This is a genomic window from Brachymonas moutaii (nom. illeg.) (genome assembly GCF_049977365.1).
GTDB lineage: Bacteria > Pseudomonadota > Gammaproteobacteria > Burkholderiales > Burkholderiaceae_C > Brachymonas.
Genome location: NZ_JBNGEN010000010.1, coordinates 23,406 through 45,362 on the forward strand (window position 1 = coordinate 23,406; position 21,957 = coordinate 45,362).

At 61.9% G+C, this 21,957-nt stretch carries 22 protein-coding genes, 1 tRNA gene and 3 pseudogenes; 14 read left to right on the forward strand and 12 right to left on the reverse strand.

Annotated elements, in window-relative coordinates:
* Positions 1–77 precede the first annotated feature (77 nt).
* Together ACP2WS_RS10295 and ACP2WS_RS10300 are read left to right on the forward strand one after the other, a co-directional pair.
* Positions 78–695 (forward strand): uracil-DNA glycosylase family protein, encoded by a 618-nt coding sequence (locus ACP2WS_RS10295; RefSeq protein WP_426460724.1) that lies wholly within the window; start codon positions 78–80, stop codon positions 693–695.
* Positions 696–715: 20 nt separating this feature from the next.
* Entirely contained in the window at positions 716–1,099 is a 384-nt protein-coding gene (locus ACP2WS_RS10300; RefSeq protein ID WP_426460725.1) for a DUF488 domain-containing protein, read from the forward strand.
* 20 nt (positions 1,100–1,119) lie between these two features.
* Here the strand turns inward: ACP2WS_RS10300 and ACP2WS_RS10305 are convergent, their stop codons facing one another.
* On the reverse strand, positions 1,120–1,476 hold the full coding sequence (locus ACP2WS_RS10305; protein WP_426460742.1) for a dihydrofolate reductase: 357 nt from the start codon (positions 1,474–1,476) through the stop codon (positions 1,120–1,122).
* An 11-nt stretch (positions 1,477–1,487) separates the two neighbouring features.
* Positions 1,488–1,682 (reverse strand): annotated as a pseudogene (locus ACP2WS_RS10310) (transposase); the annotation flags it as partial.
* Between ACP2WS_RS10310 and ACP2WS_RS10315 the strand changes: the two are divergent.
* The 3 genes and pseudogenes from ACP2WS_RS10315 to ACP2WS_RS10325 all read left to right on the forward strand — a co-directional run.
* A pseudogene (locus ACP2WS_RS10315) lies at positions 1,662–2,090 on the forward strand (DUF4194 domain-containing protein); the annotation flags it as partial. The pseudogenes ACP2WS_RS10310 and ACP2WS_RS10315 overlap by 21 nt on opposite strands.
* Before the next feature lies 1 nt (position 2,091).
* Positions 2,092–2,284, forward strand: a pseudogene (locus ACP2WS_RS10320) (transposase); the annotation flags it as partial.
* Entirely contained in the window at positions 2,275–3,303 is a 1,029-nt protein-coding gene (locus tag ACP2WS_RS10325; protein ID WP_426460743.1) for a Wadjet anti-phage system protein JetD domain-containing protein, read from the forward strand. The pseudogene ACP2WS_RS10320 and the gene ACP2WS_RS10325, both read left to right, overlap by 10 nt.
* A gap of 43 nt (positions 3,304–3,346) precedes the next feature.
* On the opposite strand, the gene ACP2WS_RS10330 is transcribed toward ACP2WS_RS10325, so the two are convergent.
* The 5 genes from ACP2WS_RS10330 to ACP2WS_RS10350 form a co-directional block, all read right to left on the reverse strand.
* Positions 3,347–3,856: a PIN domain-containing protein gene (locus tag ACP2WS_RS10330; protein ID WP_202635546.1), complete on the reverse strand. Its 510-nt coding sequence runs from the start codon at positions 3,854–3,856 to the stop codon at positions 3,347–3,349.
* Positions 3,837–4,916, reverse strand: coding sequence for an XRE family transcriptional regulator (locus ACP2WS_RS10335; RefSeq protein WP_045468382.1), 1,080 nt, complete (start codon positions 4,914–4,916; stop codon positions 3,837–3,839). Before ACP2WS_RS10335 ends, ACP2WS_RS10330 begins: the two co-directional genes overlap by 20 nt.
* 89 nt (positions 4,917–5,005) lie before the next feature.
* The gene (locus ACP2WS_RS10340) at positions 5,006–5,617 is read right to left on the reverse strand and encodes a type IV toxin-antitoxin system AbiEi family antitoxin domain-containing protein (protein ID WP_426460744.1); all 612 of its coding nucleotides are present in this window, start codon (positions 5,615–5,617) and stop codon (positions 5,006–5,008) included.
* A gap of 90 nt (positions 5,618–5,707) precedes the next feature.
* Positions 5,708–6,256 (reverse strand): hypothetical protein, encoded by a 549-nt coding sequence (locus tag ACP2WS_RS10345; protein ID WP_426460726.1) that lies wholly within the window; start codon positions 6,254–6,256, stop codon positions 5,708–5,710.
* Positions 6,240–6,602, reverse strand: a complete 363-nt coding sequence (locus ACP2WS_RS10350) for a helix-turn-helix transcriptional regulator (RefSeq protein ID WP_426460727.1) — start codon at positions 6,600–6,602, stop codon at positions 6,240–6,242. Before ACP2WS_RS10350 ends, ACP2WS_RS10345 begins: the two co-directional genes overlap by 17 nt.
* Positions 6,603–7,088: 486 nt before the next feature.
* Between ACP2WS_RS10350 and ACP2WS_RS10355 the strand changes: the two genes are divergently transcribed.
* Positions 7,089–8,486: a GntP family permease gene (locus tag ACP2WS_RS10355; RefSeq protein ID WP_374494212.1), complete on the forward strand. Its 1,398-nt coding sequence runs from the start codon at positions 7,089–7,091 to the stop codon at positions 8,484–8,486.
* A gap of 118 nt (positions 8,487–8,604) precedes the next feature.
* Here ACP2WS_RS10355 and ACP2WS_RS10360 read toward each other — a convergent pair.
* Positions 8,605–8,691, reverse strand: a tRNA-Leu gene (locus tag ACP2WS_RS10360).
* An 88-nt stretch (positions 8,692–8,779) separates the two neighbouring features.
* Here ACP2WS_RS10360 and cysM point away from each other — a divergent pair.
* On the forward strand, positions 8,780–9,691 hold the full coding sequence (gene cysM, locus ACP2WS_RS10365) for a cysteine synthase CysM (RefSeq protein WP_426460728.1): 912 nt from the start codon (positions 8,780–8,782) through the stop codon (positions 9,689–9,691).
* A gap of 85 nt (positions 9,692–9,776) precedes the next feature.
* Positions 9,777–10,013, forward strand: coding sequence for a sulfurtransferase TusA family protein (locus ACP2WS_RS10370; protein WP_374494209.1), 237 nt, complete (start codon positions 9,777–9,779; stop codon positions 10,011–10,013).
* 286 nt (positions 10,014–10,299) lie between these two features.
* On the opposite strand, the gene ACP2WS_RS10375 is transcribed toward ACP2WS_RS10370, so the two are convergent.
* Complete coding sequence (locus ACP2WS_RS10375; RefSeq protein ID WP_374494207.1) at positions 10,300–10,758, reverse strand: OsmC family protein; 459 nt, start codon at positions 10,756–10,758, stop codon at positions 10,300–10,302.
* Between the two features lie 124 nt (positions 10,759–10,882).
* On the reverse strand, positions 10,883–11,533 hold the full coding sequence (gene coq7 / locus ACP2WS_RS10380; protein WP_426460729.1) for a 2-polyprenyl-3-methyl-6-methoxy-1,4-benzoquinone monooxygenase: 651 nt from the start codon (positions 11,531–11,533) through the stop codon (positions 10,883–10,885).
* A gap of 317 nt (positions 11,534–11,850) precedes the next feature.
* Between coq7 and ACP2WS_RS10385 the strand changes: the two genes are divergently transcribed.
* Positions 11,851–12,888, forward strand: coding sequence for a porin (locus tag ACP2WS_RS10385; protein ID WP_426460730.1), 1,038 nt, complete (start codon positions 11,851–11,853; stop codon positions 12,886–12,888).
* Between the two features lie 248 nt (positions 12,889–13,136).
* Positions 13,137–14,600 carry an OmpP1/FadL family transporter gene (locus ACP2WS_RS10390; RefSeq protein WP_426460731.1) on the forward strand — a complete coding sequence of 488 codons (1,464 nt, stop codon included), beginning with the start codon at positions 13,137–13,139 and terminating at the stop codon, positions 14,598–14,600.
* 84 nt (positions 14,601–14,684) lie between these two features.
* Here the strand turns inward: ACP2WS_RS10390 and metK are convergent, their stop codons facing one another.
* Positions 14,685–15,866, reverse strand: a complete 1,182-nt coding sequence (metK, locus tag ACP2WS_RS10395) for a methionine adenosyltransferase (protein WP_426460732.1) — start codon at positions 15,864–15,866, stop codon at positions 14,685–14,687.
* A 236-nt stretch (positions 15,867–16,102) separates the two neighbouring features.
* Between metK and ACP2WS_RS10400 the strand changes: the two genes are divergently transcribed.
* Positions 16,103–17,017, forward strand: a complete 915-nt coding sequence (locus tag ACP2WS_RS10400; RefSeq protein WP_426460733.1) for a lysophospholipid acyltransferase family protein — start codon at positions 16,103–16,105, stop codon at positions 17,015–17,017.
* The gene (locus ACP2WS_RS10405; protein WP_426460734.1) at positions 17,010–17,963 is read left to right on the forward strand and encodes a lysophospholipid acyltransferase family protein; all 954 of its coding nucleotides are present in this window, start codon (positions 17,010–17,012) and stop codon (positions 17,961–17,963) included. Before ACP2WS_RS10400 ends, ACP2WS_RS10405 begins: the two co-directional genes overlap by 8 nt.
* On the opposite strand, the gene yihA is transcribed toward ACP2WS_RS10405, so the two are convergent.
* On the reverse strand, positions 17,951–18,700 hold the full coding sequence (yihA, locus tag ACP2WS_RS10410) for a ribosome biogenesis GTP-binding protein YihA/YsxC (protein WP_426460735.1): 750 nt from the start codon (positions 18,698–18,700) through the stop codon (positions 17,951–17,953). The genes ACP2WS_RS10405 and yihA overlap by 13 nt on opposite strands.
* Before the next feature lie 173 nt (positions 18,701–18,873).
* Here yihA and ACP2WS_RS10415 point away from each other — a divergent pair, with 173 nt between their 5' ends.
* Together ACP2WS_RS10415 and ACP2WS_RS10420 are read left to right on the forward strand one after the other, a co-directional pair.
* A complete protein-coding gene (locus ACP2WS_RS10415; protein ID WP_426460745.1) occupies positions 18,874–19,491 on the forward strand; it encodes a c-type cytochrome in 618 nt (205 codons plus the stop codon).
* Positions 19,492–19,788: 297 nt separating this feature from the next.
* The gene (locus ACP2WS_RS10420; protein WP_426460736.1) at positions 19,789–21,951 is read left to right on the forward strand and encodes a cytochrome c biogenesis protein ResB; all 2,163 of its coding nucleotides are present in this window, start codon (positions 19,789–19,791) and stop codon (positions 21,949–21,951) included.
* Positions 21,952–21,957 lie beyond the last annotated feature (6 nt).

Genomic DNA, 21,957 nt, shown 5'->3' on the forward strand with positions numbered 1-21,957 from the left:
GGCATGGAGCGGACTGGGGTAGCGAGCGAGGTCCATACCAGCACGCCATGGCGCGGCCACCGGAGTACAATCGTGCGATGTCCCGCGCCTACGATTCCCTTGCTTCGCTGCTGACCCGGGCGCGTGACTGCCGTGTCTGTGCGATGCAGTTGCCCTGTGGAGCACGGCCCGTGCTGCAGGCGGGTGCAGGCGCGCGCCTGCTGATCGTGGGCCAGGCGCCGGGGGCCAGAGTGCATGGCACGGGCGTGCCCTGGAGCGATGCGAGCGGCGAGCGCCTGCGCGACTGGCTGGCACTGGCGCCCGCCCAGTTCTATGACGAGAACCGGGTGGCTATCCTGCCCATGGGCTTTTGCTATCCAGGGCGCGGGAATGGCGGCGACGCACCGCCACGGCCCGAATGTGCGCCGCTGTGGCACGGCCGTTTGTTGTCGCAGATGCCGCACCTGGGCCTGGTGCTGCTGCTTGGGCATTACGCGCAGCGGCGCTACCTCGGCCAGCAGGCTCGGCGCGAGAGCCTGGCGGCCCGGGTGCGCGCTGTCGATGCGAGCAGGCCGGGCATCATGGCTTTGCCGCACCCCTCGCCGCGCAACCAGGCCTGGTTCGTGCGCCATCCCTGGTTCGCAGCGGAGGTGCTGCCGGTGCTGCGCCGGCGTGTGGCCGCACTCTGGCCCGATCCAGAGCGCGCCGGTGGATGACGAGTCAAGGAGAAGCCTTCATGGTGACGAAAACCCCGGCCCGGCGCATTGCCATCCAACGCGCCTATGAGGACCCTACGCCGCACGACGGCTACCGCGTGCTGGTCGATCGCTTCTGGCCGCGCGGGCGCAGCAAGGAGGCCCTGCACCTCGATGAGTGGGCGCGCGATCTGGCGCCGCAGCCCGAGCTGATTCACTGGTTTGGCCACGATCCCATGCGGTGGGATGCCTTCCGCGCGCAATACCGTGCAGCGCTGGCCGCCCCCGTGCAGCAAGAGCGGTTGCGTGCCGTGCTGACTGCTGCAGGCAGCCACCCGATCACGCTGGTCTATGGCGCGCACGACACGCAGCACAACCAGGCCGTGGTGCTGGCCGAGGTGCTGGCGGAGATCGATGCGGCTTGACCGGCGGGGCGAGCCCGCCTTCAGGCACGCACCAGCGTCACGAAGCTGAAGGGCAGGCCGTCTGCGCTGACATGGCGGGTGCGCGCGGTCTCGGTCCACTCGGATCCGAGCGAGGGGGCGAATGCATCACCCACGAAGTTCTGGTCGATCTCGGTCACTTCGATGCGCCGGGCGAGCGGCAGAGCCTGGGCATAGATCTGCGCGCCGCCGATCACCCACGCCGTGGGGGATTGCTCGCAAATTTGTAGCGCTTCGCCTAGGGACAGTCTGAATAACCCACATCCAGTGCGAGCACCGGCGTGAACGCTGTGAACCAACCGATCCGCTGCGTGCGATGCGCGCCCCTGGGAGCGTATTTGAGGCCGCCAGGGTTGCATTTCTGCGTTCTTCAAGCCGCATTCGCCGCTTTCGGACGGAGTTGTCCATCCAGTGCCAGCAACGCTCGACGCGCCATCCACAGGTTCGACAGAGCGAACAGCGTCACCAACTGCGCCGTGTTCTTCTTCAGTCCGCGGTAGCGCACCTTCACATGCCCGAACTGGCGCTTGACGACGCGGAACGGATGCTCAACCTTGGCGCGCACGCTCCAGATGCTGCTCAGACACCTGCCAACACCCTGTTCTTGGGCGACAGCGGCGAGTTGGCACTGGATACCAGACGCGCCCTGGTGCAGCTACTGGCAGGGCCATCGCTCGACGGGCGTCGGCATCCAAAACTCTGGCCGATCTTGGTAAGAGACGAAGCGGTGATCCGTCGGCGTCTTGCCGAGCTGTTTCTCGAACTGGTTATCGACCGAGACGTACAAGTGGCTTTCACGCGCCAGGCAGATACCGGCGACCTCGAAGTGCCACTCCTGCTGCGTCGCGCTCAGCTGACGTTCATTGATTCCATCCTGCTGCTCCACCTTCGCCAGCGATTGACCCAGGCGGACTCGCAAGGCGACCGTGCAGTGGTGTCGACAGACGAGATCACGGAGTTCCTCTCCCTGTACCGGCACCATCGTGGGCGCCACCATCATCGGCGCGCCCAGCTCGACCAAGAACGCCGACAAACAGCGCGACCCCGAGATGCACCAAACCCGCAAAGGCCAGCAGTGGTATTTCGGGATGAAGCTGCACATTGGCGTGGACAGCCGCACCGGGCTGGCGCACAGCGCTGTGGTGACAGCAGCCAACGTGCACGACAAGCACCCGCTGAGCGCATGGCAAAGGTGGCAGGCTAACACCGTACAAACATCGGGCACCTTGTCCTGGTGTGAGCGCCGGTGGAAAGCCCTTGGCGTCCAGCGACTGCCGGAGAAGCTGGCGTTGCGCGGCCCAGAGGATGTTGCCATGTGGATTGGTGAGTCCGCACGATGGGAGTGTGCTCAATCTCGCTACCAGACGCTCACCGCTCGCTGGCCGGTACTGGCGCAGCAGTTGCCGAGGTACTTTGATGTCCTGGCGGACTACGGCGATGCCGATTTTCGTCGGCTTGCAGAGATGCTGGATTGGATAGCGAACCATCCGCAATCCGACCTCTATCCCCGCCAGCTGCCGGTGTCCGGGCTGGACAGCAAATGGCTCGATGGACGCAAAGGACTGCTGACGGATCTGGTGGCCGCAATACAAGAGGACTCTTCCAGCGACCTGGATTTCTACCAGCGCTGCGGACTGAAAGCACCTCCACTCCTTGTGCGAATGCGGGTGCTGGATCAGGCATTGCGAGCGAGGGTCGGTGGCGTGGGTGACATCACTGCACCAGTGGAAGACCTGGCGGGACTCAATTTGCCCGTCTCACATGTGTTTATTGTCGAGAACCTTCAAACGGGACTGGCAATGTCCGACATGCCGGGCGCTGTCGTGTTCATGCGCCTTGGCTATAACGTCGACGTGTTGGCTCGTTTCCCTTGGCTTGACCGCGCGAAGTGCATCTACTGGGGTGATTTGGACACCCATGGATTTGCCATCCTGCATCGAGCCCGTTCATACATTCCAGAGTTGCAATCCGTGCTCATGGACGAGGGCACCTTGCTGCAACACAAGGCGCTGTGGGTGGATGAATCGGCGCAGCATCCATCAACGGAACTGACGCTTCTGACGGAGCAAGAGCAGCAACTCTATCGGGATCTCAAGCAGCAGCGCTGGGGACAAAACGTTCGCTTGGAGCAAGAGCGGATCGACTGGGCTGCCGCATGGAGCGTGTTGCAGCGGACATTGGCCTAAAGTCACTGGCCCGCAATGGTTGCCTGCCGATGGCAGAACCTGATCAACGCAGCGCGTTCAGCACTTTTTCGGCTTCCGGCCAGGGCAGCCGTCGCTTGCCAGACTTCATTCGGTCAAGTGCCTTGAAGGCGTCGTCGACTGACAGCAGCTGGTTCTCGATCATGGCGCACAGCAGCCCGATGGTGCCCATGACGTTGACCTGCTCCTTATTGGCAACAATCCGCAAATTGGCGTCGCCGGTCAGCAAAGTGCAAGTCTCTTGCTTCGCAAGCGCCAGTGCCAAGTAGTCGTTGTGACTGGGCTTGGGACCATTTTTCGCGGGAAGCAGATGGTTGTGCTGGCCTGGCAACTGCTCGGCATACGCCACGAAGTCGCCGCTGACCTCCATGACCTGCAAGCCCAGGTCTTCAAGGCCAGGGCTGCCCGGTTCAATTTCTTCGTAGTACAGCAGATCAGGGATGCCGAACTGCATCGGAAGCTGGAAGAGCGTCTCCATCAACGCTCCTGCTTCCATATCGATCAAGATGTTCGCATCACTGATGAGCAACCGCATCCGATGACTCCAGCTGGCGTTCTTTGTGGAAGCGCATCATCGGGATGCCCAGCAATTCCGCCGCCTTGCCTTCGGAAATGTATTGCTCGGCCAAGGCGCGGTACACCAACTGATCAAACAGTCGGGGATGCTCTTGCGGCAGTGGTTGGCCAGGCTCGGTCTTGCGCCAGCCCTTGGCCGAAAACCGCTTGAACATAGAGAGGTGAGCGGCCTCGGTGATCACGCCACACTGTTTGGCGCGCTGCAGCCATCCGGTCATCGACAGACCGAACTCGTGCTTGAGCACATACAGCTCTTGCCACTCCAGCGCATGGCGTTGTGCCCCAAGCAACTGCAACACCGCGACACGCGGAGCCAGGAAGGCACCGGCGAACCGGTCGCAGGCTTTCTCTTCGTTGATACCGTCAGCCAGCCGTCCTTCGAGCAGCAGGTGCCCCAACTCATGCGCCAGCGTGAACCGCTGCCGATCACCGGGCCAGCGCTTGGAAACAGCCACGACCGGATACTCCCGGCCATCTTCGGTCCGTGCCTTGGCCGTCAAGCCAGAGAAGCCTGGGTTCTCTTCATCGACCACGATGACCAGCAAGCCAAGGCCTTCGAGGGTGTCGGTGAGGTCAGCAATCGGATTTAGCCCCAACTGCCAAGCGTTGCGGACCGAATCCGAGAACGCATCGATCTCATCCAGCGAGGTGATGTGCTCGGGCAGATTCGCGGGCGGCGCAAAAGCCGGGAACGGCAGTTCGGGAAATGCGCCGAGCAACTCCACGCGCTTCTCCACCAACTCGACGACTTTGATCTTCAGCGCATCCTGCGCCGTCTTGCCAAAGGTCGAGAGCTTGCGGAACTCGGGCTGCAGCAGTTCAACCGTATGCGTGCGAAAGAAGTATTCGGTCCGGATGCCGCAGGCGCGGGCCAGCTTGAGCAGCTGAGTCGACGACGGCGTCAGCAGACCCTTCTCGTACTTCTGGATGGCGGTGTGAGAAACACCCACCTGTTCGCCCAACGCACCCAGGGTCAGACCTGCCGCCAATCGTGCTTGACGAATGCGATCTGCAATCATGACGCCTCCTTGGGTTGGGTTTAAAACAACCGTCATCCTACCAAATTTTTAAACCAAAGAGAAGCCCGCCCGTCTCGGAGGCCGAGGCGTCAGTCGTGGGCGATTGCCTCCATGTAGGGGCGCATCACGGTGGCGACGCGGCAATCCTGAGCGTAGCGCCACAGATCATCTGCAGACGCCTTGCGCGTCCTCCAGGCGTCTTTCAAGGCCTCCAGCGCCACATCCAGACCGATCTTGTTGCGATGTTTGAAGCAATCGACCACGGTCCTGGCCGGGCTGTAGATCCGCACCTTCACCCCGTTGCACAAGTGCTCCTCGATGCCTGCCAGATGAGCGCTACCGGCCATCTGAACCATCCGGATCGGCGGATGGTCGATCCGGGGTGAGTGGCTGCCGCGTGGCATGGCGATCCAGACTTGACGCGGTAGTTGGGTGGTCAGCCCGTGAAACTGGAGTGCGGCGAGCAGGCAGAACACGGCTTGTGGCACCCTGGTGGCGACAAGGGCAAGACTCTCAAATTCCGTCACCTGTGCGCCTGGCAGACGGTAAAGACCACGCCCGACCCGTTCCAGCAGTCCTGCTGCAGTCATGCGCGTCAGGATGACCCAGGGCGAGCCGATGGCGTCCAAGTCGCTGGCACGCAGCAGCCCTCTCTGGCTGGCCAGATCAAGGATGCGCTGGGTGTGGGTCTCGGAGAGCATTGATGGAGTGTGTTCCATTTGTTCTCCAATTTCAATTAATCAACGAAATATCGGAACGCAGGGCAACACACTTCGCCACGACCGCCCCAACTACGGGGCATCAGCATTCCCTTTTGCTGGGTACCGGCATGGGCGCAGGTGATGCATCTCCCAGAGGAAGAGTTCCTCGATGCTGAAGCGGATGACGTCACCGTTTGCGATCCGGTAGAACGGAATGCCGAGCCGCAGGCGTTCCTGATTCTGGTGAATCCAGTAACTGGGCAATCCAGTGATGTCGACCACCTCTTTGGCGCAGTAGAAAACCCGATCACGGCGTTCAGGCCGCTTCTGCATCATCTGCTCGATGGCGTCTTCACGTGCTGTGGGAGACGATTCGGACAACGGGCGTCCGGCAGGGGATTTCCAAGTGACCCGAGCCTTGCGCTCGAAGGACTCGACCCCCATCAGAAGGTAACGGATAGATCTGTTGAGGTGCCAGGCGGGCGGGCCGATTCCTTCCGAGCGCCACTTTTGCAGCGTCTTGGGTGAGAGATTCCACCTCAAGGACAACTGGTTTTCATCGAGGACCGGATACGCGATGACTGGCTCATCCGGGCTGGGCGCAACGCCCTGCTTGTTGGCATCAACCTTGGGCTTCATCGCGCGCCTCCGTCAGCGCGGCCTCGGCCGCATCAAGACTGCCGTACTGCGCGATGAGTGCGAAGGCCTCGCTCAAGTAGTACCGCTTTGGTTCGGGGGCGGCGGGCGCGGGAGATTCGACAACGGGCTGCGCTTCGTTCAAGGATGGCAGCGGCACTTCGTGGGCCATGCCCTGGCGGATCGCCTGCTCATAGGTGACGATCTCATCGACTGGATAGCGGATGGCCTTTGAGAGCTTGATGTACGGCGGGCCGCGTTCTTCGCTGCGCCAGCGTTGCAGGGTCTTGATGCTGACGTTCCACCGACGTGCGAGCTCCGTTTCGGTGAAGGCGGGTTCGGTTTGCATGGCATTTCCTTTCGTCGTTCGTGCCGGGCATTACGGCGACAAACGAGAGGAAAGCCAAGTTGCAGCCCCCAGATTCCCTGGCAATTGCGGTAACTGCGAGTGCCAATCGGCCTCTCTGAACTTACAATCATGGGCATGTGCGGTTGCGCGAAATCCTTCCCCGGAATCGCGCGAGGGTCTCAAGGCTTCCGACCGGGGCTGAGAGACTGCTGATATGTGGGTTTGGTTTTCTGTTAAACTCCACCACCAGATCAGACGCCCTGCATTCACAAGATGCAGGGCGTTTTGTTTTTCTTGCCGTCCAGTCAGCACATGCGCATGGCATGCCATGGCGAAAATCCTTGCCCTACACCGGGAGGATTCCTTCGCACAGGCGGGTATACACCTACCCGGTGCACGATCATTCGTGCAGGCAGCTCCTGATAATGAATTGCATTCCGACGGATGCTGCTGTGAGCGGCATCCGTTCCTCATGGAGGTTTCAAGATGCAATTCCTGATCGTGCTGGCAGCCCTGTGCTTCCTGATGTTCGTGGCCTATCGGGGCTACAGCGTCATCCTTTTCGCACCCATCGCCGCCCTGGGGGCCGTGCTTCTCATCGATCCCCATCTGGTGGCACCCATGTTCACCGGCCTGTTCATGGACAAGATGGTGGGCTTCGTCAAGCTCTACTTCCCGGTGTTTCTGCTGGGAGCCGTCTTCGGCAAGGTCATCGAGCTCTCGGGATTTTCCAAATCCATCGTGGCCTGGGTCATCCGAGCCATCGGTCACCAGAGGGCCATGCTGGCCATCGTGCTGGTCTGTGCGATCCTGACCTATGGAGGGGTCTCGCTGTTCGTGGTGGTCTTCGCGGTCTATCCGTTCGCCGCAGAGATGTTCAGACAGAGTCAGATTCCCAAGCGCCTGATCCCCGGCACCATTGCGCTGGGAGCCTTCACGTTCACCATGGATTCACTGCCGGGCACTCCCCAGATCCAGAACATCATTCCCACCACCTTCTTCAAGACCAACATCTACGCGGCCCCCTGGCTGGGCATCATCGGGGCTCTGTTCATTCTGGGGTGTGGCCTGGTCTATCTGGAGTGGTGCCGTCGCCGTGCAGCACGTGCGGGTGAAGGCTATGGCACCGACCTGGTCAACGAGCCGGCCCCCTTCGAGCATGAGCGCCTGCCCAACGCCTTCATCGCGCTGCTGCCCCTGCTCATGGTGGGCCTGATGAACAAGGTGCTCACGGTCTTCATTCCTCAATGGTACGGTCCTTCGGTCTCGTTCGCGTCTGCCGTGGTGGGCAAGGCCAAACCCGTGGTGCAGCAGGTGGCGCCGATTGCTGCCGTATGGGCCGTGGAGGGAGCGCTGCTCATCGGCATCGCCACGGTGTTCGTGTTTGCGGGGCGTACCGTGGCGCGCAACTTTGCCGACGGAACCCGCACGGCCATCGGCGGTGCCTTGCTCGCCACCATGAACACCGCTTCCGAATACGGATTCGGTGCCGTCATCGCAGCCCTTCCCGGCTTCCTGGTCATTGCCGACGCGCTGCGCACCATTCCCAATCCGCTGGTCAACGAGGCCATCACCGTCAGTGCATTGGCCGGCATTACCGGATCGGCATCGGGGGGCATGGGCATTGCGCTGGCAGCCATGGCCGATACCTTCATTGCCAATGCGCAGGCAGCCGGCATTCCCATGGAAGTGCTGCACCGGGTCGCCGCCATGGCCTCCGGCGGCATGGATACCCTGCCACACAATGGAGCCGTCATTACCGTGCTGGCCGTGACAGGCCTCACGCACCGGCAATCCTACAAGGACATCTTTGCCATCACCTGCATCAAGACCCTGGCCGTCTTCGTCATCATCGCCGTGTTCTATATGACAGGGTTGGTCTGATCAGGGCCGCCGATGGGGGGGCAGGGGGCGGGCAGCAAGGCCGTGGCTCTCCCTCATGACGCAGAAAAGCCTGCATGTACCGCTGCTTCAAAGGTGGTGCATGCAGGCTTGTCGTGTCTGGTGCCGAAGGCCGGAATCGAACCGGCACGGTGTTGCCACCGGCAGATTTTGAATCTGCTGCGTCTACCAATTTCGCCACTCCGGCAGGAGAAGTAGAATGGACTGATCATTATGACACAAGCCATGGGGCGCCCTTGTCTGTGTGCACCCGGCGTGGCTACAGCACTTTTCTCATGCGTTCTCCCCGTTATCCCACCATCGAACAGTTCATCGGCAAGACCCCTCTGGTGGCCTTGCAGCGTATCGGAGCGGCCGAAAATGCCGCCCGCAACAACATCATTCTGGGCAAGCTCGAAGGCAACAACCCTGCCGGTTCGGTCAAGGACCGGCCTGCACTGTCGATGATCGCCAAGGCAGAGGCACGAGGAGATATCCGTCCCGGAGACACCCTGATCGAAGCCACGAGCGGCAACACGGGCATTGCCCTGGCCATGGTGGCAGCCATCAAGGGCTATCGCATGATCCTCATCATGCCCGAGGATCTGAGCATCGAGCGCGCGCAATCCATGCGGGCCTACGGAGCCGAGCTGATCCTTACCCCCAAGAGCGGAGGCATGGAATACGCCCGTGATCTGGCCATCCAGATGCAGGCCGAAGGCAAGGGGCGCGTGCTCGACCAGTTCTCCAACCCCGACAATCCGCAGATCCACTACGAAACCACAGGGCCTGAAATCTGGTCCGACACCCGTGGGCGTATCACCCATTTCGTCAGCGCCATGGGCACCACCGGCACCATCACCGGGGTGGCGCGCTATCTCAAGGAGCGCAAGCCTGCTGTGCGCATCGTCGGTGCCCAGCCCGCCGAAGGATCCCGCATCCCGGGAATCCGCAAGTGGCCTGAGGCCTACATGCCGGCCATTTACGACGCTGCCGTGGTCGACGAACTGGCCTATGTGACCCAGGATGATGCAGAAGACATGTGCCGCCGCCTGGCACGCGAAGAGGGTATCTTCGCCGGCATTTCGGCAGCGGGCGCCTGTGTGGTGGCCCAGCGCCTGGCTCAGCAGGTGCGCAATGCCACGATCGTGTTCATCGTGTGTGACCGCGGGGATCGCTATCTCTCGACAGGGGTGTTCCCTGCCTGACCGGGGCGCATGAGGCCGGTCTTCGCCTGCACGCCGCCGAGGGGATGAGTGCCCTCGGATTTCTTTTTTCCGATATCCACGCATCATGAACGCCACCCCCATCGACCAGGAACTCGACACCTCCGGTCTGACTTGCCCCATGCCCATCCTCAAGGCCAAGAAGGCACTGGCCGGCATGGCCAGTGGACAGGTTCTCAAGGTCATCACGACCGACCCTGGCGCCCTCCGCGACTTTCAGGCATTTGCCCAGCAGACAGGGCATGCCCTGCTGAGTCAGCAGCAGGAAGGAGCGCAGGCAGTGCACCTTCTGCGCAGGCGCTGATCCCACCCTGCAAACAGCAAAAAAAACCTCCAGATCTCAATCGAAACCTGGAGGCTGAATCCACCTGATAGGAGGGTGGAGGAGACAACTATTGCATGAAACTGAATATGCAACACTTTCAGTGTAGCAAGAAGATGCTGCACTGCACAAGTGATATGTGACATTTGACACGACACCTGCATAAAAGGCGAGAAATGTCAGCAAGCTGTCATTTTTTCACCACATCTTGGAAATGCGGCAAGAAAAAAGCCCGGGCCACGGCCCGGGCGGGCAAAAATGTGCGCATTCAGCTTGCGGTGGTGTCGGTCAGGGTATAGCCCGTGGTGATCTCGGCCGACTTGCCCAGCATGATGCTGGCCGAGCAGTACTTGTCATGGCTCAGTGCAATGGCGCGCTCTACCGCACTGGCCGGAATGCCCCGTCCGCGCACATCAAAGTGCAGATGAATGCGCGTGAATACCTTGGGGTCGATTTCCGCACGCTCTGCCTGCAGCTGCACGGAGCAGCCTTCGATGGCATGCCGGCCCCGCTTGAGGATCAGCACCACGTCATAGGCCGTGCATCCTCCCAGACCGGCGAGCAGCAATTCCATGGGACGTGCCGCCATGTTGCATCCGCCATTCTCGGGCTTGACCGAATCCGGTGCTCCATCCATCGGGACCACGTGTCCACTGCCGGTTTCGGCCACGAACCCCATTGCAGACCGGGTGGCAAGTCCCCCCGTCCAGCTCACCGTGCATTCCATGCTGTCCCTCCCGTGAATTCATTGCGTGTGATGTGAAGCCATGGCGCACCATGGCCGCCCGTGCCTCCAGGATGAGGCACTTGTGGGATGTGGCGCCGCAGTGGGGTGATATATCACCTCGCCGTCAGAGCCGGTGCGCCACGGTGGTCATGATACGGGCCGCCATCCGCATCAGTGCAGGAAGGGGAAATGCCAGCGGCGCTCCTCCTGCCTTCAGTGCCTCGTCGGCGTGGCGGCGTTCGTCGGCTTCCATGCGGGACACCACGCGCCGGGAGGCCGCATCGTTTTCCGGGAGCCGATCGAGATGGGACTGCAGGTGCGCCTCCACCTGGCGCTCGGTTTCCACCACAAAACCCAGGCTCCGGGCATCCCCCTGCATCCCCATCAGGCATCCCAGGGCAAAAGCGCCTCCGTACCACAGCGGGTTCAGCCACGACACATGGGTGCCCAGGTCCTGGATTCGGGCATGGGTCCAGGCCAGATGGTCCATTTCCTCCTCGGCAGCATGCAAAAAATGGGCGCGCAGCGCAGCATTCGAAGTCACGAGCGCCTGGGACTGGTACAGGGCCTGTGCGCACACCTCGCCCACATGGTTGACCCGCATCAGCGCGCCGGAGAGCGCACGTTCCTCAGGCAGCAGGCACGTGTCATGGGCTGCAGGCGGGTCCCCCTCGTCGGCAGGGGAGGCGGTGCAGCCTGAGGGCGGGGCGCACACCGTGCGCAGACCGGCGTCGGCAGCGCTCAGCCAGCGATCCAGAGGAGAAAGATGTCGCATCAGCAGAAATCTCAAAGAGGTTATGGGCAAGGGAATGGGGACCTCTGCGTGAGGGCTTTTACCCCATGAGATCCGCAAAAATGGATCGTACACAGCGGGAAAACAAGGGTGTGTCCCTTGTGCAACAGTTGTGTTGTCGACCTGCAACGCGATGCAGATAAAAGGCTGATTTCCTTTGCAGACCCCCTCAAGGTCTGGTGCAATAGAACCAACTTCCGAAAAGGAGGTTGGCCCGGGGAGTCGGGGTCCGCACCGAGGCGCAAGCCGCGCGAACCTGCCACACCGGCGCCCCATGTTTAACCTTGGAGAAACTTGCAATGAAAAAATCTCTGCTCGCACTTGCCGCCCTGGCTGCCGCTGGCGCTGCTTCCGCTCAGTCTTCCGTGACCCTGTACGGCATCGCCGACATCAGCGGTGGCTACAAGGAAGTGAATGTCGATGGTGCAAAAACCAAGACGACCGGTGCCAACGTCGGCAACCTGAGCGGCAGCCGCATCGGCTTCAAGGGCGCTGAAGATCTGGGCAATGGCCTCAAGGCTGTGTTCAACTACGAATTCGGCATCGACTCTGCTCACGGCAACTGGACGTCTGCCACGAACCTGAACAACGAAGGTTCTAGCTCTACCTCCACCCGCGAAGCTTTCGTTGGCCTGGAAGGCAACTTCGGTCAAGTGCGCGTCGGTACCACCGATACCCCGGTGCGTAACCTGGCCATTGCTGGTACCGCTGACGGCTACAGCGATTTCGACACCACGACCGCGCGCGCTGTGCAACGTGCTTCCGGTGTCCATTACTTCGGCAACTTCTCCGGCGTGGGCATCCAGGCATTTGCTGGCTACCACAAGGATGAAAGCCTGGGCACCACCACCAACAACTACAAGGGCTATGGCCTGGGCCTGAGCTACGCCAACGGTCCTCTGCTGGTTGGTCTGGCTGCACAACAGTTCAAGCAATCTGAAGCTCCCACGTCCAAGAAGACTGAAGCTGTTGTGGGTGGCGCTTACGACTTTGGCACTGCCAAGGTGTTTGCCAACTACGTGTACGGCAAGGTGGGTGTTGACGGCAACTTCAACACCGCATATGCCGGCGTCTTCGACAAGGTTCAAGAACTGAACCTGGGCGTGACCGTTCCTTACGGTGCAGCGTCCTTCGTGGCTGAATACGGCCGCAACCGTTACAACCTGGCTGGCACGAACGAAAAGTTCAGCGGCAATGACTTCATGATCGGCGCCAACTATGCCTTCAGCAAGCGCACCGACGTGTATGTCCGCGCTGCTCAGCAAGAAGACCTCAAGGACGGTGACGTCAAGCTGTGGACCCGCACGTACGCTGCTGGTATCCGTCACAAGTTCTAATTCACAGCTGGCCTAGCCAGCTTGGATGACGACTTGTCAGGCCACCCCTTCGGGGGTGGCTTTTTTTATGGGCGTTGTGTTGCTGTCACATTCGAACGATCGTGCGGGAATACACGGAGTTACGTTTGCGGAGGGCTTCTTTAGAATTCAGGCTCCTGAGCAAGGGAGTCTCCAAAGCATGCACCATGCAGGTGCTGGATGGCGTGCCCTTGCTCGTTGCACCATGACATGATGAATGGAGACAAGCGATGCGCAACAAGGCATTCGGGTTCGCACTCAAGGGAAGCATGCTGTGCGTGCTGGCGGGCTGGGCAGGGCAGGCCGCTCTGGCGTCGGGCTATCACTTCGGCACGCAGTCGGTCAGTGAACAGGCTACGGCCAATTCGTCTGGCGCCGAGGCAGCGAATCCCTCCACCATTTTCTACAACCCCGCCGGCCTGACCTATCTGCCGGGGGTTCAGTTCGGGGGCAGCCTGAATCTGGTGGCTCCCAGTGTGAAATACAGCAATGCGCAGGCCAAGTACCCAGGAGGGACGGCCGTGCAGGGACAGACCAGCGGCAAGATCACCAAGGATCTGGTGGCTGTGCCCCACCTCTATGGTTCCTGGCAGCTCAATGACCGCTGGACGGCTGGGCTGGGTATCTATGTGCCCTTCGCATCGGAGACCGAATATGACGGCAATTCGGTTCTGCGCTACAACGTCAACCGCACCAAATTGACGTCCATCGACATCAATCCCACCATCGCCTACAGGCTGACCGATCGCCAGTCGGTGGGCTTCGGCCTGATTGCCCAGTACAGCGATGCAGAGCTGCGGCAGTATGCCAACTGGGGGCCTCTGGCTGCGACCGATCCCCGCGTGCAGGCGGTGATGCGCGCCAGGGGGCGTGCCAATCCCAATGGCATGCTGGACGGGGTGGCGAATGTCAGTGGCAATGACTGGGGGTTCGGCTTCAATGCCGGCTGGCTGTGGGATGTGACGGATGCGGTGCGCATTGGTGCCAGCTACCGGTCCAAGATCTCGCATACGCTGAGTGGCACGACGGAATGGTCGGTGGGGAGTGATGCACTGGGGATCGGCAGCGCCGTGCTGCCGGCGATCCGTGCGGCAGGGTATGCAGCCTCCGAGGGCACCAAGGTGAAGATCGTCACGCCCGAGTCGCTGTCCCTGCACGGCATGTGGAAGGTCAATCCGGTGCTCAACCTGTTCGGTGATGTGACCTGGACCCGCCATTCCCGCTTCAACCAGCTCAACATCCAGTATGACAACGCCAAGATGGTGGCCAATGCGGTCTCTGGGGGTGTCACGACCGCCAGTGCAACCACGATTGCCCCTCTGTGGCGGGATACGTACAAGGTGGCGATCGGGGCGAGCTATCAATACAGCGATCCGCTGCAGCTCCGCTTCGGGATTGCCTATGACCAGTCGCCGGTGCGCAGTGCCGATACCCGGCTGAGCACCATGCCGGACAACGACCGCATCTGGCTGTCGACCGGGTTCAAGTACGATCTCAACAAGCATGCCAGCCTGAACATGGCCTACAGCTACATCTACATCAAGCCGGGTTCGGCCAATGTGAATGGCTACTGCGGCAGTTCGGTGGCTTCCGGCGCGGGGGCGACGAGCTGCGTGTCCAGCCGCACGAATGGCAGCGCGGACTACAACAGCCACGCGCATATTCTCGGCATCGCCTATACCTACCGGTTCTGAAGAAGCCCTGGACATTTGAGGCCCCCATGGCAAGAAGGCCCCTCTCTGGAGGGGCCTTCTGCATGGAGGAGGGCGGGGAGCGCGTCAGGCCAGTCCGGCAGCTGCGCGGAGAATGGCAGCACGGTCAGTCTGCTCCCAGGAGAATTCCGGCTCGTTGCGGCCGAAGTGGCCGTAGGCGGCCGTCTTGCCGTAGATGGGGCGCTGGAGCTTGAGCATCTCGATAATGCCCTTGGGGCGCAGGTCGAAGTGCTCCTGTACCAGCTGCTCGATGGCCTGGTCGGGGATGACGCCGGTGCCTTCTGTGTAGACGGTGATGTTGATCGGGCGTGCCACACCGATGGCGTAGGACACCTGGACCTGACATTGACGCGCCAGCCCGGCTGCCACCACGTTCTTGGCGACGTAGCGCGCTGCGTAGGCTGCCGAACGGTCGACCTTGGTCGGATCCTTGCCGCTGAAGGCGCCACCGCCATGGGGGCAGGCTCCGCCATAGGTGTCGACGATGATCTTGCGCCCCGTCAGGCCGCAGTCCCCCTGGGGACCCCCTACGACAAAGCGGCCGGTAGGGTTGATCAGGTACTGGGTGTCGACGAGCCATTCCGCCGGGATGACGGGCTTGATGATCTGCTCGATGATGGCTTCGTTGAATTCGGGCTTCATGCGGTCGCCCACACTCATGTCCGGATGGTGCTGGCTGGAGATGACGATGGTCTGGATGCTGTGGGGCTTGCCGTCGACATAGCGCATGGTGACCTGTGCCTTGGCGTCGGGGCGCAGGAAGGGCAGTGCACCACTCTTGCGCAGGGCGGATTGCCGCTCCATCAGCCGGTGGGCATAGTGGATGGGCGCAGGCATGAGTTCCGGAGTTTCGTCGCAGGCATAGCCGAACATGAGGCCTTGGTCGCCCGCGCCGATGTTGAGGTAGTCGTCGCTGGCTCGGTCCACGCCCTGGGCAATGTCGTTGCTCTGCTTGTCATAGCCCACGAGCACGGCGCAGCCCTTGTAATCGATGCCGTAGTCGGTGTTGTCGTAGCCGATGTGCTTGATGGTGTCGCGCGCCACCTGAATGTAGTCCACGGTGGCATTGGTGGTGATTTCCCCTGCCAGCACCACGAGACCGGTGTTGCAGAGGGTTTCGGCCGCGACCCGGCTGTAGGGATCCTGCGTGAGACAGGCATCGAGAATGGCGTCGGAAATCTGGTCAGCCACCTTGTCGGGGTGACCTTCGGAGACCGATTCGGACGTGAAGAGAAAGTCGTTCGCCATGAGAGAACTCCAAAAAACGGCACGGGTTGAGAAAGGGAAAACGCGTTGCCATTGAGGGAGCCTGGCGAACGCTTTAGCAGTGAGCCGCTGTGCCATGGAGGCTGGCTGTCTGGCCCATGCGACAATGTCGAATGGGGTGTCGCCCTGCAAGTTGCTCGTTTAACTCGACGACGGGAGGCATTGTACAGAATCTGCCCGGAATGGGGGTGCGGGGACGTTGTTCCCGGTCAAGCATCATGGATGGATTGTTTCGTTTCTTCTCTGTGTTTCCTCTGTGGCTGCTGCAAGGCATGGGGGCTGTGGCCGGCTGGGCCACCTATTTGCTGGCGCCGTCCTATCGCAGGCGCTGGAATGACAACCGCGCACAGGCGGGCCTGACGGCCGGGCAGGTGCGAGGGGCCGTGGCCCATGCCGGACGCATGATCTTCGAGCTGCCGCGCCTGTGGCTTGGACGCCCCGTCCCCTATCGCTGGACGGGGCTTGAGCATGTCGAGCGAGCCTATGGAGCGCACAGGGGCATTGTGTTTCTGACGCCCCACATGGGCTGCTTCGAGATCACGGCACAGGCCATGGCGGAGACATTTGGTCCGCAGTACGGGGACCTGACGGTGATGTACCGCCCTGCTCGACAGAAGGCGCTGGCAGACATGATGGTGCATGTGCGCAATCGCCCGCATCTCAGGACCGTCACGACCACCCTGACGGGAGTGCGCCAGATGATCAAGGTTCTGCGCAAGGGGGAGGCCGTAGGGGTGCTTCCCGATCATGTGCCGCCGGAAGGACAGGGCGTGTGGGCTCCCTTTTTCGGTCGTCCTGCCTATACCATGACTCTGGCAACCAAGCTGGTGCAGCAGACGGGCGCCGAGGTGATTGTCATCTGGGGCGAACGGCTGTCCTGGGGGCGGGGCTATGTGCTGCACTGCAGCCCGCTCTCGGCTCCGATGCCCGAGGGGCTGGAAGCAGGGGTGGCCCATATCAATCACGAGATGGAACGGCTCATCCTGAGCAATCCCAACCAGTACATGTGGAGCTATGCACGCTACCGCAGGCCGCGCGGTCAGCCGGAACCTGCGCGTGCCGCGACCGCGCCCGCGCCTGAAGGAGGCACCGGCGTACCACCCCAGTCCGGGCAGGGGAACGGACATGCATGACTCGGCACAGGAGGCGGAACATCCGCTGTCTTCCCAGGAAAAGGCGCTTCCTCCACTCGGGTGGCGGGGACGTCTGGTGTATGCCCTGCTGGGCGTGTTGGCCCATTTGCCGCTGGTGTTCTGGCGAGGGCTGGGAGCGGTCATAGGCTGGGTGCTGTACTGGGCCATTCCTGATCGGCGCCGGATTGCCGACATCAACCTGCAGCTTTGCTTTCCCGAATGGAGTGCGCAGCAGCGCCGGCATGTGCTGAAGCTGCATTTCCGGCGCTTCGTGCAGGCCGTGCTCGACCGCATCTGGCTCTGGCATGGCTCGGAAGCCCTGCTCCGGCGCCGCCTGCGCATGGTCGGGGATGTGCGTGCGTTCGAGGGGGATGCTCCCACCATTCTGTTTGCGCCCCACTTTGTGGGACTCGACGCGGGGGGGATGGCCCTGTCGGGGCAGCTGCCGGAACGGGATTTCATTTCGATCTACACGCCGCAGCGCAGCGCGCTGGCCGATCGGTGGACAAGACGGGGGCGCACACGGTTTCCCAATGCCCGTGTGGTGTGGCGCCGTGACGGTGTCAAGCCGATCATCTCGGCGCTGCGCAGGCACGGTCTGCTGTATCTGCTGCCGGACATGAACTTTGGGCCGCAGGAGTCGATCTTCGTGAAGTTCTTCGGCCAGCCGGCTGCGACCGTGCCCTCTCTGTCACGCTTTGCGCGGCTGGGCCGGGCGCAGGTAGTCTCCACCATGACCTTCATGGACCCGCACGGCTATACGCTGCATGTGGAGGGTCCCTGGAAGGACTTCCCGACAGCCAATGTCGAGGCCGACACCCAGCGCATGAACGATTACCTGGAAGGCTGGGTGCGGAAGCGTCCCGAAGAGTATTTCTGGGTGCACAAGCGGTTCAAGACCCGCCCGCCGGGCATGGCGTCGGTGTACGACGCTCAATCTGCCTGAGGCGGTTCGCCGATGGCCGGATCGGTGGCTGGCAGGGAAGGGGCGGCCGGGGAGTGTGTCCAGTCCCACAGCAGACGGGCCACGTCTTCGACCCCCTGTTTCTTGAGGGCGGAAAACAGTCGAACCTCGCCGCCGCCTGCCTGCAGGCGGGTGATGCCCAGAACCTTGGCGCCTTCGCTGCGCGTGAGCTTGTCGGCCTTGGTCAGGAGCACGAGAAAGTGCAGGCCTTCCTCGACGCGGGGGCGCACCACTTCCAGCAGGGCTTCATCGAGCTCGGTCATGCCGTGGCGTGGATCGCACAGCAGCACGATGGCGCGGAGGTTTTGGCGTGTGACCAGGTAGTTCGCCATGACGCGCTGCCAGCGCAGCTTGTCAGCCTGTGGCACGGCCGCATAGCCGTAGCCGGGCAGATCGGTGAGGACGGCGTCGGTCAGGCCTTGCTTGCCCAGGGCAAACAGGTTGATGTGCTGGGTCCGTCCGGGAGTCTTGGAGGCAAATGCGAGCTGCTTTTGCTGTGTGAGCGTGTTGATGCAGGTCGATTTGCCCGCATTGGAGCGTCCCACGAAGGCGATTTCGGGAACGTCGAGTGCCGGCAGCTGGTCCAGCTGGGCCGCCGTGGTCAGAAAGCGTGCCGTGTGCAGCCAGCCCAGAGGGCTCGGCGTGGCGGGGGCGGAAGCTGGAGCGGATGCCCCGGATTTCGGAGGAAGGGGGCTGCGTGGCGGACGTCGTGCGGGCATGGTGTGGGGCTGGGGCGTGAAGCGGAAAAGCCGGATGGCAGAAGGGTTTCCGGTTGACAGAAAAGTATCTGGCCGGCCAATTTTGCAACAGCGCGTTGTAGAATTGGCCAGTTTACCCGTATTGCGCTTGCTCTGGGCTCGGGTGTATCCGCTCACTTTGGACTATTGCGATGATGAAGCCTCTTACCTCTATTGCCGCTTCCCTGATTTCCGCCACGACTCTCCTGGCTGCCAGCGCGGCCATGGCGGCCGGTGCTCCCGACCTCGCCAAGGGCAAGGCCAGTTTCGTCACCTGTGCTGCCTGCCATGGAGCCAATGGCAATTCCGCCATCGCTGCCAATCCCAGCCTCGCGCAGCAGCATCCTGAATATCTCGTCAAGCAGCTCAAGGAATTCAAGGCCGGAGTGCGCAAGAACGCCATCATGAACGGCATGGCTGCGCCCCTGAGCGAGCAGGACATGCGCAACATCGCCTACTGGGTGACCACCCAGAAGATGATGCCTGGCTCTGCCACCAACAAGGACACCATTGCCCTCGGCGAAAAGATCTGGCGCGGCGGCATTGCCAACCGTGGGGTGCCTGCCTGTGCTGCCTGCCACAGCCCGAACGGTGCTGGCATTCCCATCCGCTTCCCGCGCCTTGCCGGGCAGCACGCAGCCTATGTCGAGCAGCAGCTCAAGGATTTCCGCGACGGCGTGCGCACCAACGACAAGGTCATGCCCGAAGTGGTCAACGGCATGAACGACGCCCAGATCAAGGCTGTGGCCGATTTCGTGCAAGGGCTGCACTGATCGGTGTCTGGGGCAGAAAGAAAGGCTGCGGGTGCTGTTTCCCGGCTCGCGGCCAGACGAAATGTCTGCGCGAACAGCGGTCTTTGACTGGCAAGGCGGGGTTTTCCCCCGCCTTTTCTTTTGGATTGCTTAACCGGACCACGGGTGTCTGACTCGCGGCAAGGCGAGGAGCTGGGGTTTCCGCTACCATGCGGAACCTGAACCTGCTGGAGGGACGGGCGCATGGGGTGCTCTCTGGAACTGTGGACGCAAGGGACGCAGAGACGGTTGGCCGGTATGCAGCAGGATGGATCACACATGACCACTTTTTCCACTGAAGGCTTCCAGGTAGGCAAGGGCGGGCGCCGCATGCGTGCCGCTGTCGAGCTGTTGTCCTCGATGCGCTTTGCGATTGCGTTGTTGACGGTGATCTGCATCGCCTCGGTGATCGGCACCGTCGTCAAGCAGCATGAGCCTTACAACAACTACATCAACCAGTTTGGGCTTTTCTGGGCCCAGGTGTTCGATGTGCTGGGGCTCTACAGTGTCTACAGTGCATGGTGGTTCCTGCTGATTCTGGCTTTTCTGGTGACCAGCACCAGCCTGTGCATTGCGCGCAATACGCCCAAGATCCTGCAGGATCTCCGGAGCTTCAAGGAAAACATCCATGAGCAGGCGCTGCGGGCTTTCGGGCAGAAGGCCACTGCAGAGGTGGCGGGCACTCCCGAGGAGGCCGCGCGGCGTCTGGGACAGAGCCTGGTGCGCAGCGGATGGAAGGTGCGCCTGCAGGAACGCCGCACCGCCCAGGGCATGGGCTGGATGGTGGCCGCAAAGGCAGGGAGCTGGAACAAGATCGGCTATCTGGCTGCGCACTGCGCGATCGTGCTCATCTGTCTGGGAGGGCTGTTCGATGGGGATCTGATGGTGCGGGCGCAGACCTGGTTCAATGGCAAGCAGGTCTATCGTGGCGCAGGCATGATTGCCGAGGTGCCGGCTGCTTCGCGACTGGGACCGAACAACCCCAGCTTTCGTGGCAATCTCTTTGTGCCGGAGGGGGCTTCGGCTTCCAGTGCCATCCTGAGCCAGAAGGATGGCGTGCTGGTGCAGGATCTGCCTTTCTCGATCGAGCTCAAGAAATTCATCGTCGAGTATTACCCCACCGGCATGCCCCGGCTGTTCGCCAGCGATGTGATCTTGCGTGACCGTACTACGGGAGAACAGCATCCTGCCCGCATCGAGGTCAATCATCCGGCCAGCTTCAAGGGCATCGAGATCTACCAGAGCAGCTTCGAGGATGGCGGTTCCTCGGTGACGCTCAAGGCGGTTCCCATGGGAGGGGCTGCTGTGGCCCCGTTCGAGGTGCACAGCAAGGTGGGGGAATCCACCACGATCAGCAATGGCAAGGACCAGCGCACGCTGGAAATCACCAACCTGCGGGTCATCAACGTCGAGAATTTCGGCAAGGAGGGCGAGGGCAACGGAGTGGATGTGCGCAAGGTCGACCTGCAGCACACCCTCAATGCCAATCTGGGCTCGGCCCAGAGCAGGAGCGACAAGCAGCTGCGCAATGTGGGGCCGAGCATCGCCTACAAGCTGCGCGATGCGTCGGGACAGGCGCGCGAGTTCAACAACTACATGCAGCCCGTGGCTTCGTCCCAGGGGGGCGTGCCCGAATTTCTGTTCGGGGTACGCAGCGACCCCAACCAGCCGTTCCGTTATCTTCGCATCCCGGCCGATGACAAGGGCGGGCTGGGCGAGTTCCAGCGTCTGCGCACCGCGCTGATGACGCCGGCCATGCGGGCCGAGGCCGTGCGGCGCTATGCAGCCGAAGCCACCACAGGGCAGCCCCCCGAGGTGGTGAAGCAGCTCACGGCATCGGCCGAGCGGGTGATGGATCTGTTTGCGGGCGATCCGGCCAAGATGGCGCAGGCCGGGCTGGACCCCAATGGCGACGCCGCGCGCGGCTTTGGCCTGCAGGCGGTGGCGAGCTTCATCGAGAAGACCGTGCCGGCCGACCAGCAGGCACGTGTGGGCGATGTGCTGCTCAAGATTCTCAACGGCAGTCTGCTGGAGCTGGCGCAGCTGGAACGTGCCCAGGCCCATCTGCCGGCACTCGACATGGGCCAGGAGCGCAACCGCGCGTTCATGGTGCAGGCGGTCGTGGCTCTGAGTGATGCGCCGCTGTATCCGGAGCCCCTGCTGTTCCAGCTTCAGGACTTCAAGCAGGTGCAGGCCAGCGTGTTCCAGGTGACGCGTTCGCCGGGCAAGTGGGTCGTCTATACAGGCTGTTTCTTCCTGATTCTGGGAGTCTTTGCCATGCTGTACATCCGCGAACGTCGCGTTTGGGTCTGGCTGACACCGGTCGATGGACAGGAAGGCGTCAGCGCCGCTACCATGGCGCTTTCAAGCAATCGTCGCAACCTCGAAAGCGACCGGGAATTTGAAGTCCTCAAGGACAAACTGCTGGGAATCCACGCATGAGCACCC

What these genes read in the sequence shown, in the direction of transcription:
- ACP2WS_RS10390 (WP_426460731.1), top strand. Translation starts at nt 13,137, where the DNA reads ATGCGCAACAAGGCATTCGGGTTCGCACTCAAGGGAAGCATGCTGTGC.
- ACP2WS_RS10355 (WP_374494212.1), top strand. Translation starts at nt 7,089, where the DNA reads ATGCAATTCCTGATCGTGCTGGCAGCCCTGTGCTTCCTGATGTTCGTG.
- ACP2WS_RS10330 (WP_202635546.1), bottom strand. Translation starts at nt 3,856, where the DNA reads ATGCGGTTGCTCATCAGTGATGCGAACATCTTGATCGATATGGAAGCA.
- ACP2WS_RS10385 (WP_426460730.1), top strand. Translation starts at nt 11,851, where the DNA reads ATGAAAAAATCTCTGCTCGCACTTGCCGCCCTGGCTGCCGCTGGCGCT.
- ACP2WS_RS10400 (WP_426460733.1), top strand. Translation starts at nt 16,103, where the DNA reads ATGGATGGATTGTTTCGTTTCTTCTCTGTGTTTCCTCTGTGGCTGCTG.
- cysM (WP_426460728.1), top strand. Translation starts at nt 8,780, where the DNA reads ATGCGTTCTCCCCGTTATCCCACCATCGAACAGTTCATCGGCAAGACC.
- ACP2WS_RS10375 (WP_374494207.1), bottom strand. Translation starts at nt 10,758, where the DNA reads ATGGAATGCACGGTGAGCTGGACGGGGGGACTTGCCACCCGGTCTGCA.
- ACP2WS_RS10335 (WP_045468382.1), bottom strand. Translation starts at nt 4,916, where the DNA reads ATGATTGCAGATCGCATTCGTCAAGCACGATTGGCGGCAGGTCTGACC.
- metK (WP_426460732.1), bottom strand. Translation starts at nt 15,866, where the DNA reads ATGGCGAACGACTTTCTCTTCACGTCCGAATCGGTCTCCGAAGGTCAC.
- ACP2WS_RS10350 (WP_426460727.1), bottom strand. Translation starts at nt 6,602, where the DNA reads ATGCAAACCGAACCCGCCTTCACCGAAACGGAGCTCGCACGTCGGTGG.
- yihA (WP_426460735.1), bottom strand. Translation starts at nt 18,700, where the DNA reads ATGCCCGCACGACGTCCGCCACGCAGCCCCCTTCCTCCGAAATCCGGG.
- ACP2WS_RS10420 (WP_426460736.1), top strand. Translation starts at nt 19,789, where the DNA reads ATGACCACTTTTTCCACTGAAGGCTTCCAGGTAGGCAAGGGCGGGCGC.
- ACP2WS_RS10405 (WP_426460734.1), top strand. Translation starts at nt 17,010, where the DNA reads ATGCATGACTCGGCACAGGAGGCGGAACATCCGCTGTCTTCCCAGGAA.
- ACP2WS_RS10370 (WP_374494209.1), top strand. Translation starts at nt 9,777, where the DNA reads ATGAACGCCACCCCCATCGACCAGGAACTCGACACCTCCGGTCTGACT.
- ACP2WS_RS10345 (WP_426460726.1), bottom strand. Translation starts at nt 6,256, where the DNA reads ATGAAGCCCAAGGTTGATGCCAACAAGCAGGGCGTTGCGCCCAGCCCG.
- ACP2WS_RS10295 (WP_426460724.1), top strand. Translation starts at nt 78, where the DNA reads ATGTCCCGCGCCTACGATTCCCTTGCTTCGCTGCTGACCCGGGCGCGT.
- coq7 (WP_426460729.1), bottom strand. Translation starts at nt 11,533, where the DNA reads ATGCGACATCTTTCTCCTCTGGATCGCTGGCTGAGCGCTGCCGACGCC.
- ACP2WS_RS10340 (WP_426460744.1), bottom strand. Translation starts at nt 5,617, where the DNA reads ATGCTCTCCGAGACCCACACCCAGCGCATCCTTGATCTGGCCAGCCAG.
- ACP2WS_RS10305 (WP_426460742.1), bottom strand. Translation starts at nt 1,476, where the DNA reads ATGCAACCCTGGCGGCCTCAAATACGCTCCCAGGGGCGCGCATCGCAC.
- ACP2WS_RS10415 (WP_426460745.1), top strand. Translation starts at nt 18,874, where the DNA reads ATGAAGCCTCTTACCTCTATTGCCGCTTCCCTGATTTCCGCCACGACT.
- ACP2WS_RS10300 (WP_426460725.1), top strand. Translation starts at nt 716, where the DNA reads ATGGTGACGAAAACCCCGGCCCGGCGCATTGCCATCCAACGCGCCTAT.